Origin of the sequence: Streptomyces sp. NPDC007346 (genome assembly GCF_040703535.1) — a bacterium.
Lineage (GTDB): Bacteria > Actinomycetota > Actinomycetes > Streptomycetales > Streptomycetaceae > Streptomyces.
Genome location: NZ_JBEYKR010000093.1, coordinates 14,372 through 28,417 on the forward strand (window position 1 = coordinate 14,372; position 14,046 = coordinate 28,417).

At 73.7% G+C, this 14,046-nt stretch carries 8 protein-coding genes, 1 tRNA gene and 1 other RNA gene; 4 read left to right on the forward strand and 6 right to left on the reverse strand.

Features of this window, described 5'->3' with window-relative positions; translation table 11 throughout:
* Positions 1-96: 96 nt before the first annotated feature.
* Positions 97-810, reverse strand: a complete 714-nt coding sequence (locus tag AB0917_RS22715; protein WP_366821444.1) for a Crp/Fnr family transcriptional regulator — start codon at positions 808-810, stop codon at positions 97-99.
* Positions 811-1,736: 926 nt separating this feature from the next.
* Between AB0917_RS22715 and AB0917_RS22720 the strand changes: the two genes are divergently transcribed.
* The gene (locus AB0917_RS22720) at positions 1,737-2,573 is read left to right on the forward strand and encodes a hypothetical protein (RefSeq protein WP_366821445.1); all 837 of its coding nucleotides are present in this window, start codon (positions 1,737-1,739) and stop codon (positions 2,571-2,573) included.
* Positions 2,574-2,718: 145 nt separating this feature from the next.
* On the opposite strand, the gene AB0917_RS22725 is transcribed toward AB0917_RS22720, so the two are convergent.
* The 4 genes from AB0917_RS22725 to AB0917_RS22740 form a co-directional block, all read right to left on the reverse strand.
* Positions 2,719-6,321, reverse strand: a complete 3,603-nt coding sequence (locus AB0917_RS22725; RefSeq protein ID WP_366821446.1) for a CHAT domain-containing protein — start codon at positions 6,319-6,321, stop codon at positions 2,719-2,721.
* Positions 6,322-6,340: 19 nt separating this feature from the next.
* Complete coding sequence (locus tag AB0917_RS22730) at positions 6,341-6,832, reverse strand: hypothetical protein (protein WP_366821447.1); 492 nt, start codon at positions 6,830-6,832, stop codon at positions 6,341-6,343.
* 366 nt (positions 6,833-7,198) lie between these two features.
* Complete coding sequence (locus AB0917_RS22735; protein WP_366821448.1) at positions 7,199-9,421, reverse strand: hypothetical protein; 2,223 nt, start codon at positions 9,419-9,421, stop codon at positions 7,199-7,201.
* A gap of 209 nt (positions 9,422-9,630) precedes the next feature.
* Positions 9,631-10,215 carry a TetR/AcrR family transcriptional regulator gene (locus tag AB0917_RS22740; protein ID WP_366821449.1) on the reverse strand — a complete coding sequence of 195 codons (585 nt, stop codon included), beginning with the start codon at positions 10,213-10,215 and terminating at the stop codon, positions 9,631-9,633.
* 308 nt (positions 10,216-10,523) lie between these two features.
* Between AB0917_RS22740 and AB0917_RS22745 the strand changes: the two genes are divergently transcribed.
* On the forward strand, positions 10,524-11,087 hold the full coding sequence (locus AB0917_RS22745) for a hypothetical protein (RefSeq protein ID WP_366821450.1): 564 nt from the start codon (positions 10,524-10,526) through the stop codon (positions 11,085-11,087).
* Between the two features lie 77 nt (positions 11,088-11,164).
* Here AB0917_RS22745 and AB0917_RS22750 read toward each other — a convergent pair.
* Positions 11,165-11,252 (reverse strand) — tRNA-Ser (locus AB0917_RS22750).
* A 132-nt stretch (positions 11,253-11,384) separates the two neighbouring features.
* On the opposite strand from AB0917_RS22750, the gene ffs reads away from it, so the two are divergent.
* Both ffs and AB0917_RS22760 read left to right on the forward strand, forming a co-directional pair.
* Positions 11,385-11,479, forward strand: an RNA gene (gene ffs, locus AB0917_RS22755) — signal recognition particle sRNA small type.
* A 220-nt stretch (positions 11,480-11,699) separates the two neighbouring features.
* A partial coding sequence (locus AB0917_RS22760; protein WP_366821451.1) for a DNA polymerase III subunit gamma and tau occupies positions 11,700-14,046 on the forward strand: 2,347 nt, incomplete at its 3' end.

Sequence of the window (14,046 nt, forward strand, 5' to 3'; positions counted from 1 at the left end):
CCGTGACCCCCCGCTCGTCTCCACTGGTCGTCCCCTCCAGAGTGCGGCCCGGGACGGAGGCCGTCTGTAGCCGTTTACACACGGCGGGGCTGAGCTCTACTCCCGGTGCCCCTCCGCGAGGAGGGCGAGCAGCGCGGGGTCGAGGATCTCCACCATCCGCGTACCGGTGCGCACCACCTTCTGGGTGCGCAGCAGCCGCAGCGCCTTGGCGACCGCCTCGCGCGTCGCGCCGACGGTGGCGGCCAGCTCGTCCTGGGCGAGATGGACGACGGTGCCGACGTGCGCGGGCCCCGGCGCGGTGGGCGTGTAGGGGCCGCCGGACGCCTCCACCCGGGAGAGCTCGGTGAGCCGGCTCGCCAGGCGCTGCAGGACGGTGAGCGAGGCGAGGGCGGAGCGCTCCTGGTCGGCGCTGCGCAACCGGAAGGTCAGCTGCCGGATCACCAGTCCGCTGACCCGGGGGTGGGTGGCGAGAAACCGACGGAAGGCGTCACCGCCGATGACCACCGCCTCCGTGGGGCCCAGCGCCCGTACGGTCGCGCTGCGCGGATGGTTGTCCAACGCGGCCATCTCCCCGAGGAGTTCGCCGGGCCCGCGCAGCCCGAGTATGAGACGGGTGGCGCCCCGGTCGGTGGCGCAGGAGACGGTGACCCAACCGCGCAGCACGATCACGACATGGCCGGTCCTGTCGCCCTCGGTCAGGAGCGGGGTGTCGGCCGGGTACTCCTTGCGGTGTCCCAGGGCCATGACGCTCTCGTACTCCGAGGCGGTCAGGGCCCGCCCGAACGCCAGCTCATCGCCGAGCAGCCCCATGGCCACTCCCCCCGCGGCGGTCTGTATGGCCCGATCCCGTTGGCGTAGATGTTTCCAGAGCCCCCTTCCGGGTGGAGTGAATTGCGCCACACATGCGCTACTCATGGGTAACCGATGCAGGGCCAGGTCGGCGCGGTGAGGGCGGCCGGGGACACCTTTCGGCCGCCCGGAACCCCCGGAACGCGTTCACAGCCCATGAATTCCGGCCACACTCCCGGCCACCCCGCTGACCGGCGGGAGCGGTGCGGGGAGGGGTGGCACGGGAGGGGCGCGGAGACTCCGGCCCGGAAGTTACGGGTTCGGGCCGACTTGGCGAGAACTCAGGTTTGGGCCCAGACGGGGCAAGGGACAGGGGCAAGAAACAGGGGTGACGGGTGGGGAGGGGCGGGAGGGGCATCTGAGCCGGTCGTGCCACCGGGCCCGGGAGGGGCTCCCGGGCCCCGGCGGTACGTACGCGGCCACGATTTCCAACCGCCTTACCGTGCAGGTCAGTTGGTGTTCAGCAGATGCCGGGCGGGCAACTTCACCGTACGAGCGGCCCTTCTGCCCGTCGAGGGGTGACCGGTACGGGTGATGCCCTGTGGAGGGGCCTTGTCACGGGGGGCCGGACAGGAAGAGACTTCTTCGTAGGAACTTTGTCTGGTCAGGGGGACAGGATGAAGCGCTCGATGGCGACCGACTCGGAGGAGACCGGGCCATCCCGGTTAGAGACGCGGCCTCAGGACACGGTGCCGCCTCAGCACACGGTGCCACCTCGGCCCGCAACGCCACCTCGGCACGAGACACGACCTCAACACGACATGGTGCTTCAGCACGACACGTCGCCTCAGCACGACACGTCGCTTCAGCACCGCACGTCCCTTCAGCGCAACGGCAAGACGCCTCCCAACGGCAAGACGCCTCCCGATGGCTCCGGTGTACGACACGTGGAGACACGCAAGGCCGGCCCCGAGCCGACGAGGATCGCCGACCTCGTGCCGACGAAGACCGCTGGTGCCGCGCCGACGAAGACCGCCGGTCCCGTGGGCGTGCTCCCGGCGGAGGCGGTCGCGCGGCCGGCCGTGAAGAGCGGCCCGGCGGCCGGCCCCGGTCCCGCCTCGCCGCCCGCGCCTCCCGTCGAGCCGCCGACGGCGCCGGACACGGCCTCCTTGCCGCCCGGAGCGGCCAGGATCCGGCCCGCCGCCCTCGTCATCGGCGTGGTCGTCGCCCTCGCCATCGCGGTGGTCGCGGCTCTGATCCTGCTGGTACCGGGACGCGACGGCGGGACCCGTACCATAGAGACGCCCGCGACCCAGCAGCAGCCACCGAGGGAACCGACCCCGGACGCGCGCGACGAGGCGCCGCAACGGCCGGCCCCGGACCGTGACCCCGTCACGGACCTGGCCGCTCCCACCAGCCAGGTGCCGAGGCCTCCCGAGGCACGGCGGACCCGGCAGCCCGGGGCCATCGCCGACTGCGAGGGCAAGCTCCTGTCGGAGCCCGCCACCCTGCTGCTGGCCTGCGGTGATGGTGGAGCCCTGCTCAGCGACCTGATCTGGACCAACTGGGGTGAGCCGACGGCCAGTGCTCGGGGGCGGCTGTCACAGAGGATCTGCGAGCCCAACTGCGCCAACGGATCCGAGGCGCACTCCCCGGCCACGGTGACCGTCTCCGGACCGGTCGGCGGGCGTTACACGCTCATGCGGATCAGGGCACCGCAGTCGCCCTTCGGTCCTCTCGACCTCTACACGCTCGACGAGCGCGGCCCGACGCTCAGGCTCTGACCGGAACGACGGCGGGCGCGGGCCGGGACGACGGCGGGCGCGGGCCGTTTCCCGTCCCCGCGCCCGTCCTTCGTCCCCGCGCCCGTTTCCCGTCTCCATCCCCCGTCCCCCGTCCCCCACCCTCGGGCCCGTTCCTCGCTGCGCGTCAGGCCCCCCACGCGGTGAACGCCGCCCAGTGGACGGGCGAGGCGAAAGGACGCTCGTCGGAGGCGGAGGCGGAGGCGGAGGCGGAGGCGGACGCGGAGGCGGACGCGGTCGCGGGACGGGCGTAGCGCCGGGTCAGTTCGGCGAGGGCCGGGTGGGCGGCGGTGTACCGCGCGAGGTCGTCCCAGGTGAGACGGCGCAGCCAGGTCCGGGAGTGGCGCAAGGCGGCTGCGGGGAGTTCGCCCGCCGTAGGACCGGCGGGGGCGAGCAGCTCGTACAGGCGTGTCATCAGCAGGGCGGTCGCCAGATCGCCCACCTGCCACAGGCTGGTGATCACGCAGGCCGCTCCGGCCTGGAGGAAGCCGGCCGGGAGTCCGGTGAACTCGTCGGGCGCGCCGATGATCTCGTAGTGGCCGGACTGGCAGGCGCTCGCCACCGCGAGCCGGCAGTGGGGGAGCCGACGCCGTACCAACGTGTCCGTGTCCAGGGGACCGTCGGCGAGGGCCAGCGAGCCGCCCCGGCCGGTGATGTGCGCGCTGCCGTGGCAGCTCAGATGGAGGTGTGACGCCTCCGCGAGGTGGTCGAGCAGCCAGCTCAGGGTGGCGTCGGGCCCCACCGCGCAGACGGCCTCGCCCGTCGGCTCGAACAGCGCCCGGATCTCGGCCAGTTCGCCGCGTGCACCGGGGAGTGAACCGTCGGGATCGGTGACGGCCACCAGGCGAGGCACCGGCGCCGGTGGTCGCGCGGCCGCCGCGCGGGAGGCGGCGTGGACACCCGCCGAGGGGGCCAGCATCAGCGTCCCGATGTCGTCGAGCACGTCGTCCCGCCCAGGGCCGAGCGGAACGGCACTCAGCGGTACGTGCCCCAGCAGACCCGTCGGCACGACGACGGCCTCGTGCTCCGGGTCCTCTTCGAGGATCCGGGCCACGGGGCGCAGGAGCGGGGCGAGGCCCCGGAGCCGGTCCAGGGCCTTCGGGAGCAGGGCGCGGCGCCTGAGCGCTCCTGCCTGCTGGACCAGGAGCAGCCCCACGCCGTCGCAGTCCGGGGCCACGGTCATGAGGTGGACGATCGAGGTGCTGCTCACCTCGGGGACGTGGACGGCCCGTACGGAGGGTTCCTCCGGCCCGGCGCCGGACGGGACGCCGCTCGCCCCGGGCGGGTCCGGGACGCGGGGGACCACGAGGACGCAGCTGCCCCAGGGCGCGTTCACCAGGTAGACGAGCGGGGCGCCCCGGGCGGCACGCACCACATCCGCCAGCTCGGTCATGCGCAGGAAGCCTTCGAGGCCGGGGATCCCACGGATTTCCGCGATCACCGTGCGCAGGGCGCGTTCCGCCGCCGCCTGCGCGCCGGAGGCGGGGGCGAATCCGGCGGACGGGTCACCCGGCGAGGCCGCGGGCCCGTCCGCGACCACGGACCGGTAGCGCTCGCGGGCCTGTCGGTAGCGGCGGGCCAGGGCGGCGTCGACGCGTTCCAGAGCAGCCAGGTCCACCGTGCCGCGACCGGCCGCCACCGACAGTTCGCAGGCCAGCCCGCGCTCGATCGCTTCGACCGCGCGTTCCGGGCGCCCCGCGCGGGCCAGCAGGAAGGCGGCCCAGCGGGCGAGACCCCGTGCCTCGGTGAGTACGCTGCGGCGGCCGACGGCGGTGACCTGGGCGTCGTAGAGCGCGTGGACGGCGCTCAGCATGCCCGACGCGACGTCGGCCGCGCCGGCCCAGCCCCCGGCTTTGCCCGAGCTAGCCCAGTTCCCGACGTCGGCTGCGTCGGCCCGGTCCCCGGCTTCGTCCGAGCCGGCCCAGGCCCCGGCTTCGTCCGAACTGGCCCAGCCCCCGACGTCGGCTGCGTCGGCCCGGTCCCTGGCTTCAGCCGCGCCGCCCCAGCCCCCGGCTGCGGAGAGGGAGTTCAGCAGCTCCCGGCCGATGGCCAGGTGCAGGGACGGGGAGACGCTCGGCGACACGCCGGCCAGGGCCGCGCGGCGCAGCCGTACGCTCTCGGGGCTGTTCGGCCCGTCGAGGAGGTCGCAGGCGCGGGCCAGGAGCCAGGTGGCGCGGCCGGTGTCCAGGAGGCCGGGGTGCCCGGCGCCCCATTCGCGTACGGCGGTGACCGCCTCCCGGGCCCCTTGGGGATCGGCGGGGTCGCGGGACAGGAGCAGGTCGGCCAGGTTGCACCGGAGCTGCGACCAGAGCGCCGGGTCGTCCTCCGGGGGCAGGTGGAGCAGCGCGTCCCGGTAGCACTGCTCCGCCTGCTGTACGTCGTCGGGGGCGCCGCGCCGGTACAGCAGCAGCCCCAGGTTGAGCAGGGAGTAGGCCCGGTCGACCCGGCCGCGCCCCGGGGGGCGTTCCGCCAGCCCGGCCCGGATGTGGCCGATGCCCAGGGTGAGGTCTTCGGGGCCGCCGCCCGGCCGTTCGGCGAGGAGCAGCCCGTAGTTGGTCTGGATCCGTGCCCAGAACTCCGGGTGGGCGCGACGGTCCAGTGCGGTGGCGCGGTCGAGCAGGTCGCGGGCGGCTTCCCAGCGCTCCAGCCGGTCGCCGTCGTCCCGCTGGTGGTGGGCGGCGGCGAGGTTGGTCGCCACCTCCGCCCACTGCGGGCTCCCCTCGGGCAGCCGGGCCAGGGCGTGTGCCAGGACGCGCGGTGCCTCGGAGGGGTCGGCGTCGTATCCGGTGCGTACGGCGGTCACCAGCCGTTCGCCGAGCCGGGCGGCGAGTTCGGTCTCCAGCTCCTCCTTGCCGAGCTGCCCGGCGAGGGCCAGCGCCTCCCGGGCGAGCGGGATGAGCTCCGGGCCGTCGGCGGCACGGACCTCCTCGCACATCTCGTACAGCCGGGCCAGCCGGCCGATGCCCAGGGCGGCCATGGAGGCGAAGTAGCGTTCCACCGCCTCCTCCTGGGGCATCCGGCCACCGCACAGGTCGTCCAGCAACTGCTGGCGGGGACGCAGTGCCGCCTCCAGGGGGGTGCCGGTGGCCGCACGCAGCTCCTCGAACGCGGCGTCGCGCACCTGGGTGTCGCTCGTGAGCTCGGGATGCGCGCGGACCAGGTCGCCGAGCTGACCCGGCGGGCTTCCCATGATCGCGCGCAGCAGCTCCCCGACCCGTGCGGCCTCCCGGTCCTCCGCCAGATATCCGAGGAAGGACCGGTAGTTGGCCACGGTCGGCGGGCCGTACGGCACCAGCTCCTGGCACGCCTTCTCGGGGTCCGCCAGGTCCCGGTCGACGTCGCGGACCAGGACGAAGGGCAGCAGTCTGCGGGGCAGCTGAAGGACCTGGCCGGGGAAAGGGCCGCCGCGGAAGGCTCCGGCGCGCTCGGCCTGCTCCACGAGGGCGGTCGCTGTCGCCGTACCGCCCTGGCGCAGTGCGTCGACGGAGGTCGCGAACAGCGCGGGAGCCGCCGTACCCGGGCGCAGGACCAACAGCGGTGCCTCGATGTGTGCGCGGGCCCCGCAGCCGGGGCAGGGAACCCGGCACAGCCCCGGGCCGAACGCGTCCGGGTCGCCAGGGCTTCCGAGTACGTCGGCGCGCTCACGGCCGTCGACGATGTGCCATACCGGGGCCTCGCACTGCCTGCCGCACTCCTCGCACCGCCACGCGTAGGAAGTCCTCGCCGACACGCTCACCCCCGGCCCCGCCCTACTTGCCGTCGGTGAGGTGGGTGAGCAGCGCGGTCAGCAGACGGCCGAGCGCGGAGTCCCGCAGGGCCCGTTTGTGCACCGTCAGACTCCACCTGCCGCGGTTGTCCCGCTTGACGACGACCTCCGTCTGGAGCAGCGTGACGGCCAGAGCGGCGACCGAGACGGACACCGGGTCGATACGGTCCATCGGCGACCGTGCGTGCTCGACGGCCTCGTCGACCACGCTCGCCAAGTCCTCCTGTGTCGCCGCGTATTCCAGGGCGGCCCGCGCCAAGTCGCCCTGACTGACGGGAGGTACGCCCGGAGGCAGGTGGTCCGCCACCACCTCCGCGTCCACCGCGTCCCTCAACTCCTCGGCCGTGGCGGGCAGGTCCCCGGTTGAGGGCAGCAGCCCACGGTCCTCCACCAGTGCCGTCAGTGCCCGGACGGCCTCCGCGTCGGAGAGAGTACGGATGTTCTGCGTCTGCGCCGGGTCGTCTCGTTGCGACATGGTCCGATTGTGCATGGCGGTGGTCGCCCGGGGGAGTGCGCGTGAGCCAACTCCGTACGGTGCGGCGGCAATCGGCGCCTGGGGGCCGGGACGAGCCGAGCCGGAATTGCTGCCGCCTCCCCGGACAGCACGTCGTGGGCGCTTCTCGTACGGGCACGACCCGCCGCGTCGTGAAGTCCGCTGCCGGCGCCTCCGGGCGGAACCACGCGCCTCGGGCCGTCATCCACGCGGGCTTTGGGGCCAGCGGGCCGGCTCGGTCACACGTCCCCCGGCCGGAACCGGTCGGCGGTGACACGTCCCCCGACCGGAACCAGTCGGCGGTCACACGTTTCCCGACCGTAACCGGTCACCTCGGAGGCCCACAGATCAGGCGCGCCCAGACGCACGGCCCTCCTTCCGCGCGGCGTCGCCCTCGTCCCCTCCTCCCGCGAACCGCATGGTGAGGCTCAACACCGCGCAGCAGGCCGTGAAGGCCCCGAGCACCAGGCGGCCGAAGCCGAGGACCAGGTCGGTGAGGAGCAGGGCGCTGCCGGCCAGGGCCAGGGCGGCCGTGACGAAGGAGGTGTACGTGATCGTCAGCGGCCACGACGGGGGGTGGTCCGGCCCGTCCACCCGGGTGTTGTGCGCCACCCACACGCAGACACCGGTGCACAGAAGCCACAGGCCACCGAGGCCCCCGAGCTGGCGCCCGGACAGCGCACGGTCGTCGAGGAGGCGCTGGAGATCGTCCGGATAGCCCTGCCAGTTGCTCAGCCAGGCGGCGGGGCCTTCGCGGGAGTCGTCGCCGACGTAGGCGCCGAGGGCGGTGTTCCCCGGGGCGTAGATGACGGTGACGCGGTCGCCCGTCCTCCGTTCCTGTGCGCTCATGGTGCGTACGGTGGCGAAGTCGAAGGAGCCGCTGTCCGTGGGGAGCCGGACGGACAGCTTCTCGGTCACGGCGTACTGGGGGCCGCGCCCGCCGCCCTTCTTGGCCTTGTAGTGCCTCTCCACGAGCGAAGTGCCCTCGACGGTCACCTCGGCGACGACGGCCCCCTCCGCGCGGAGCCGGTCGAGGAGGGGGCTGGAGGTCACATCACCGGCGGGCATCAGGAAGACGAGCCCGGCCAGCCAGCCCCCGACGCCGATCGCCCCGAAGAGGTAGCGGGCCTTGCGCAGGCGCAGGCGCCGGGCGGAGTCCCGTACGCCGCCGACCGCACCGCGCGCCGCCTCGATCTCGTGCGGGTGGACCGGGCCGGTCGCGATCCGGTGGACCAGCAGCACGGCCAGCACCCCGGCGGCGACGGCCAGGCAGCCCGCCGTCACCGCGAGCCGGGCCTCCCTGCCCGGCCAGGTCAGCCATGCCGCGAGGCCGACGAGGGCGGACAGCGGTACGAGCGTGGCCAGGGAGACGAGCGCGGGGAGCCGGCGGAGGGCGCGGCGTATCCGGGCCGTACCGGGCTCGGCGCGCTCCACGGGCAGTGGGGAGCCGTCCGGCGCGGTGTCCGGGCGGGCGGGGGAGCGGTCGCGGTACCAGCCGGGGGCGAGAGCACGTTCGCAGTCGGGAGCGTGCTGCCCGCGTGCGAACAGCAGCGCGCAGGCGCCGACCACCGCGAGCAGCCCGCGCGGCGCACCCTCGGTGAACAGGCCTCCGGCACACAGCCCCGCCAGGGCGTAGAGGCCGTACGCCGGTGCGGGCAGCGTCAGCGGCCACAGCGACCGGGGGGTCCAGGCGGCGACCTTGCGGGCCGGGTCGACGGGGGCCTGGGGTGAGCCGGTCGGGGCGCCTTCCGCCCAGGGGGAGCGGTCCGGCGGGAAGAGGGCCCGTGCCCGTACCGCCTGACCGCCGTCGAAGACGAGAAGGGCGGCGCAGTCCAGTCGCGGCGGCCCCTCCTGGACGAAGTCCCGCTTGACCTGCCGGAGATCCCAGCAGAGCCAGAGGCGCCGCCCTTCCATCCCGGCGGCCAGCTCGTCGAAGTCCGCCCCCGGAACGCGCAGATCGACACGGAGAGGGCCACGCGGACCGCCGCCCCTGGCTGCCACCACCTTCCCGCGGCGTACGGTCCCCCGCAGGGCACGGGTGCGGCCGGGGAGGACACGGGGGACGGAGCCCTCCACGTTGAGCGCGCAGTAGAGGGCGATCACGGCAAGGGCGCCGCCCCAGACCCACAGTTCACCGGTGGAGTGGAGCCGCCCGTCCTGTCCGGGGTCGCCCACACCGAGGAACCAGAACCCGACCAGCCCGCCGACGAACGCCGTACCGTACGCCCAGGTCAGCAGCCGCCAACCGGCCCGCCCCGGTACGGAGTCGGGCAGCGCGGGCGCCGGACCGGCGCGCCCGGACCCGTCGTGCAGGGCCGCCGCCACCACACCGGCCGTCCTCTGCACCCCGCGCAGCAGTTGGTACGCGCCGAGCGCCAGCACCGCGACGGCGGCGGGTCCCAGGCAGAGCATCAGCAGAAGGAAACGCCGCTCGCGGTCTCCGTCGAGGGCCCACACCGCGGTCGCGGCGAACACCGACAACGGCACGAGCCCGAGGAACACCGCCAACGCGGGCGCCTCGTGCACCGCGACACTCCAACGCTTGGCGCCCGTGCCCATGCCTATACCCATGCCCTGGCCTCGTCCTTGTCCCCCGTGACGACTTCCCTGCGCTCAGAAGGCTATGAGAGGGGGGTACGCAGGCGGTGGGGAGGGGGCCGGAGACAACGAGGGCTGGAGGCAATGAGGGGTGGAGGCAATGAGTACAGGAGCCACCCAGGACTGGAGCCACCCAGAACCTCGACGGTCGCCTCCTCGGCCGACGACCCGGCCGCGGCCGCTCAGGCGCCGCGAGCGAGCAGAATCCCTTCGACGCCCAGGAGGAAGGTCTCGGAGATCAGTTCCGGGTCGAAGAGGCAGCCGGCGGCCATGGCGCCGTCGCGGAGCATGACGAGGTGCCGGCCGGCTTCGTCGGCGGGACCGTCGCCGACCTGCGCCAGCAGTCCGGTGACGGTGGCCAGGAACCACTGGCGGTGGGCCAGGACGGCTTGGTGGACGGGATGGGCGGGGTCGGGGTATTCGGCGACCGCGTTGAGGAAGGCGCAACCGCGGAACCCGGGGCCCTGAATGCCTTCGGTGATGAACCGGCCGATCGCCCGGACCGCGTCGGCCGCCGACTGCTCGCCCGCCTGGGCGGCCTCGATGCCTGCCCGGATGCCCCGGTCGGCCTGGCCGAGGTAGGCGAGGACGAGCTCTTCCTTGCCGGTGAAGTGCCGGTACAGGGTGGCGCGGGTGACCTGCGCCTCGCCGATGATCCGGTCGACGCCGACGGAGTGGATGCCCTCCGTGTAGAAGATCCTGGTCGCCGTATCGAGCAGCCGCGCCCGCGCCGCCGACGTGCTGCCGCGTCCCGTGCCCTCACTCATGCAGGTCAGGCTACCGCACGGATGAGGGAGAACGTTCGGTCTTGACGGGGCCGACGGCGCCCCCTTGAATAAGGAAGGAGACCGAACGTTCTCCCTCGTAGGGGGCTTCACGACTTGTCAGCGGCTTTCCGTGACCTTCCACGACCTTCCACGGCCCTCCGTGCGCCGCCCGGCGCCGCGAAGGAGAGCCGGCCTGGTCGGGCACCCAGGACAGAACGCCCTGGGCGCCCGACAGAGGAAGCGGACAGGGCCCCCGGGGGATAGGCCGACTGACCGCCACCAACTCGATAGCCCTGAAAGGGACATTCATGGACACGATCGTCGGTACCGCCCCCGCTCCCGACAGCGTTCCCACCGCCCTGCGGAAGCTGTACTTCCTGCGCTTCGCATTCGCCGCGGTGTGGGCCGCCCTGCTGTTCGCGACCGCCGACACACTGGGCGCGCTCACGGTCACGCTGCTGGTGATCTACCCCTTGTTCGACGTGGCGTGCGCGCTCATCGACCTCCGATCCGCCAGGACGAACGCCCACCCGGTGCGCGGCCTGTACGTGAACATCGCGTTCAGCACCCTCACCGGCATCGGCCTCGCCGTCGCCGCCACTTCCGGCATCCCGGCCGTCCTGCGGGTCTGGGGCGCCTGGGCCGTCACCGCGGGCATCGTCCAACTCGTCATCGGCGCCGCCCGGCGCCAACTCGGCGGCCAGTGGGCGATGATCGCCAGCGGAGCCATCTCCACCCTCGCCGGCGCCTCGTTCTTCGCCCAGGCGAGCAAGGACACCGCCTCCCTGAACAACCTGGCCGGCTACGCCTTCCTGGGCGGCGTCTTCTTCCTCGCCTCCGCCCTCCGCCTGGGACGCACCCGCGAGACGTGACGGGACGTGGGCCGCCAACGTCGAAGGGCCCCACTGCAAGCAGTGGGGCCCTTCAACGTATTGCCCGGTGAGAGCAATGGCGGAGGATACGAGATTCGAACTCGTGAGGGGTTGCCCCCAACACGCTTTCCAAGCGTGCGCCCTAGGCCACTAGGCGAATCCTCCGCCGCAAACAATACAAGACGTTGGAGGGTGCTCGCGAACATGTTCCCCGGAGATCGTCCTCGGAAGCCGTGCAGGTCGTCCGGCGGGGCGGGCGGGTGGACCGGAGGGGGTGGGGATCGGCTAAGGTGGGCGTCAGCCCCTCACGTGGCGCTATCTGACTGAACTCCCCCAGGGCCGGAAGGCAGCAAGGGTAGGTTGGCTCTGGCGGGTGCGTGGGGGGCCCTTTGCGTTCCGGGGCCGGTTCTTGCGGCCTGCCGGGGAGATCCCGGGGGCGCCCGTAGTCGTCCGCCGTTGAATCTGTCTGCGGGTGTGGCTTCCGGGAGGCGTGGCTTCCGGGGCGGTGTCCGGCCTTTCCGGCCTGTGGCCCGGCGGGCTCGAGTGCTGGTGGGAGCCCCTGGGTGGGCGGTGTGGGGCCGGGTGTCAGTCCGCCCCGATAACCTCGTAGATGTGTCGTCCCTTGCGCTGTACCGCCGCTACCGCCCCGAGTCGTTCGCCGAGGTCATCGGTCAGGAGCATGTCACTGACCCGCTCCAGCAGGCCCTGCGGAACAACCGGGTCAATCACGCGTACCTGTTCAGCGGGCCGCGTGGCTGTGGAAAGACGACCAGTGCCCGCATCCTCGCCCGCTGTCTGAACTGCGAGCAGGGGCCCACGCCGACCCCCTGCGGGGAGTGCCAGTCGTGCCGGGACCTCGCGCGCAACGGGCCTGGGTCCATCGATGTCATCGAGATCGACGCCGCCTCGCACGGTGGTGTGGACGACGCCCGTGATCTGCGCGAGAAGGCGTTCTTCGGGCCCGCCTCCAGCCGTTACAAGATCTACATCATCGACGAGGCCCACATGGTCACCCCGGCGGGGTTCAACGCCCTGCTGAAGGTGGTCGAGGAGCCGCCGGAGCACCTCAAGTTCATCTTCGCGACCACCGAGCCCGAGAAGGTCATCGGGACGATCCGGTCGCGTACGCACCACTATCCGTTCCGGCTGGTGCCCCCGGGGACGCTGCGCAGCTATCTCGCCGATGTGTGTGGGCGGGAGAACAGCCCTGTCGAGGACGGCGTCCTGCCGCTCGTCGTGCGGGCCGGGGCCGGGTCCGTGCGTGACTCCATGTCCGTCATGGACCAGCTGCTGGCCGGCGCGGGCGACGACGGTGTGACGTACGCCATGGCGACCTCGCTCCTCGGGTACACGGACGGCTCGCTCCTCGACTCGGTCATCGACGCCTTCGCCGCCGGTGACGGGGCCGCCGCCTTCGAGGTCGTGGACCGGGTCATCGAGGGCGGCAACGATCCCCGTCGGTTCGTGGCGGACCTGCTGGAGCGGCTGCGCGATCTGGTGATCCTCGCCGCCGTGCCCGACGCCGGGGAGAAGGGGCTCATCGACGCCCCCGCCGATGTCGTCGAGCGCATGCAGGCCCAGGCCTCCGTCTTCGGCGCTGCCGAGCTGAGCCGCGCCGCCGACCTGGTCAACGACGGGCTCACCGAGATGCGCGGCGCCACCTCGCCGCGCCTCCAGGTGGAGCTGATCTGCGCCCGGGTCCTGCTCCCCGCCGCCTTCGACGACGAGCGGTCGATGCAGGCCCGGCTCGACCGGCTGGAGCGCGGTGCGTCCGCCGCCGCTGCCGCCTCGTTCGCCGCGCCGCCCGCCGCCGTCCCGATGGGGTACGTCCCCGGGCCTGAGGCCCACGCCCACGCCCCCCAGGCCCCGGCTCCGCAGGCCCACGCGCCCCAGGCCGCACCCGCGGGCCCCGCAGGTCCGGACGCCGCCCGTGCCGCCGTACGGGGCGAGGCGCCGGCTCCCGCGCCCGCCGCCTACGCGCCGCCCCCTGCCGCCGAGCCCGTCGCCCCGGCCGCCCCTGCCGAGGCCCCCGCCCCCGCACAGCGGCCAGGCTCCTGGCCCACCGCCGCCCCCGCCGGTGGCGAGCAGGGCCGTCGCCCCGGCGGCTGGCCCACCGCTTCCGCCCCCGGCAGTGGCCCCGCCACCCCGCCCCCCGCCGCACCCGCTCCCGTACCGGCCTCCCCGGCCCCTACGGCTCCGTCCGCGCCGGCCGCCCCGGCAGCGGGCGGCCAGGGCATGGCCCAGGGCGCCGGCCAGGTCCAGAGCATGTGGCCCGACATCCTGGAGGCGGTGAAGAACCGGCGCCGCTTCACCTGGATCCTGCTCAGCCAGAACGCCCAGGTGACCGGGTTCGACGGGACCACGCTCCAGATCGGTTTCATCAACGCGGGCGCCCGGGACAACTTCGCGAGCAGCGGCAGCGAGGAGGTCCTGAAGCAGGCACTCGCCGAGCGGTTCAACGCCCAGTGGCGGGTCGAAGCGGTCGTCGACGCCTCGGGCGGCGGTGCGCCGCCTCCACCCCTCGGCGGCGGACGCCCCCCGGCCCCGCAGTACCAGCCGGCGCCGACGCCCTCACCCGCCGCCGCCCCGACCCCGACGGCGTACGAGGGCAACCCGGCGCACGCCCCCCAGCCGCACGCACAGCAGCAGCCCCAGCAGTCCCATCAGTCCCCGCAGTCCCATCAGTCCTCGTCCTTCTCCGCGCCGGCGCCGCAGCAGCAGGGGCGGGGAACGGCTCCGTCCGCCCCCGAGCCGTCTCACGGGGGGTACGCGTCGGAGCCGCCGCGCTCCGTGGCCCCCGAGGACGACACCGCGGAGGCCGACGATCCGGATCTCGTCGACTCCGCCCTCTCCGGCCACGAGCTGATCGTCCGCGAGCTGGGCGCCACCGTGGTGGAGGAGTTCACCAACGAGCAGAACTGCGCCGGGTCCAGGCTGCGGTCGATACCGATGATCGGCA

Excerpts from the sequence above, each read along its gene's own strand:
- AB0917_RS22715 (WP_366821444.1), bottom strand. The coding sequence starts at position 810 with ATGGGGCTGCTCGGCGATGAGCTGGCGTTCGGGCGGGCCCTGACCGCC.
- AB0917_RS22730 (WP_366821447.1), bottom strand. The coding sequence starts at position 6,832 with ATGTCGCAACGAGACGACCCGGCGCAGACGCAGAACATCCGTACTCTC.
- AB0917_RS22735 (WP_366821448.1), bottom strand. The coding sequence starts at position 9,421 with ATGGGTATAGGCATGGGCACGGGCGCCAAGCGTTGGAGTGTCGCGGTG.
- AB0917_RS22740 (WP_366821449.1), bottom strand. The coding sequence starts at position 10,215 with ATGAGTGAGGGCACGGGACGCGGCAGCACGTCGGCGGCGCGGGCGCGG.
- AB0917_RS22745 (WP_366821450.1), top strand. The coding sequence starts at position 10,524 with ATGGACACGATCGTCGGTACCGCCCCCGCTCCCGACAGCGTTCCCACC.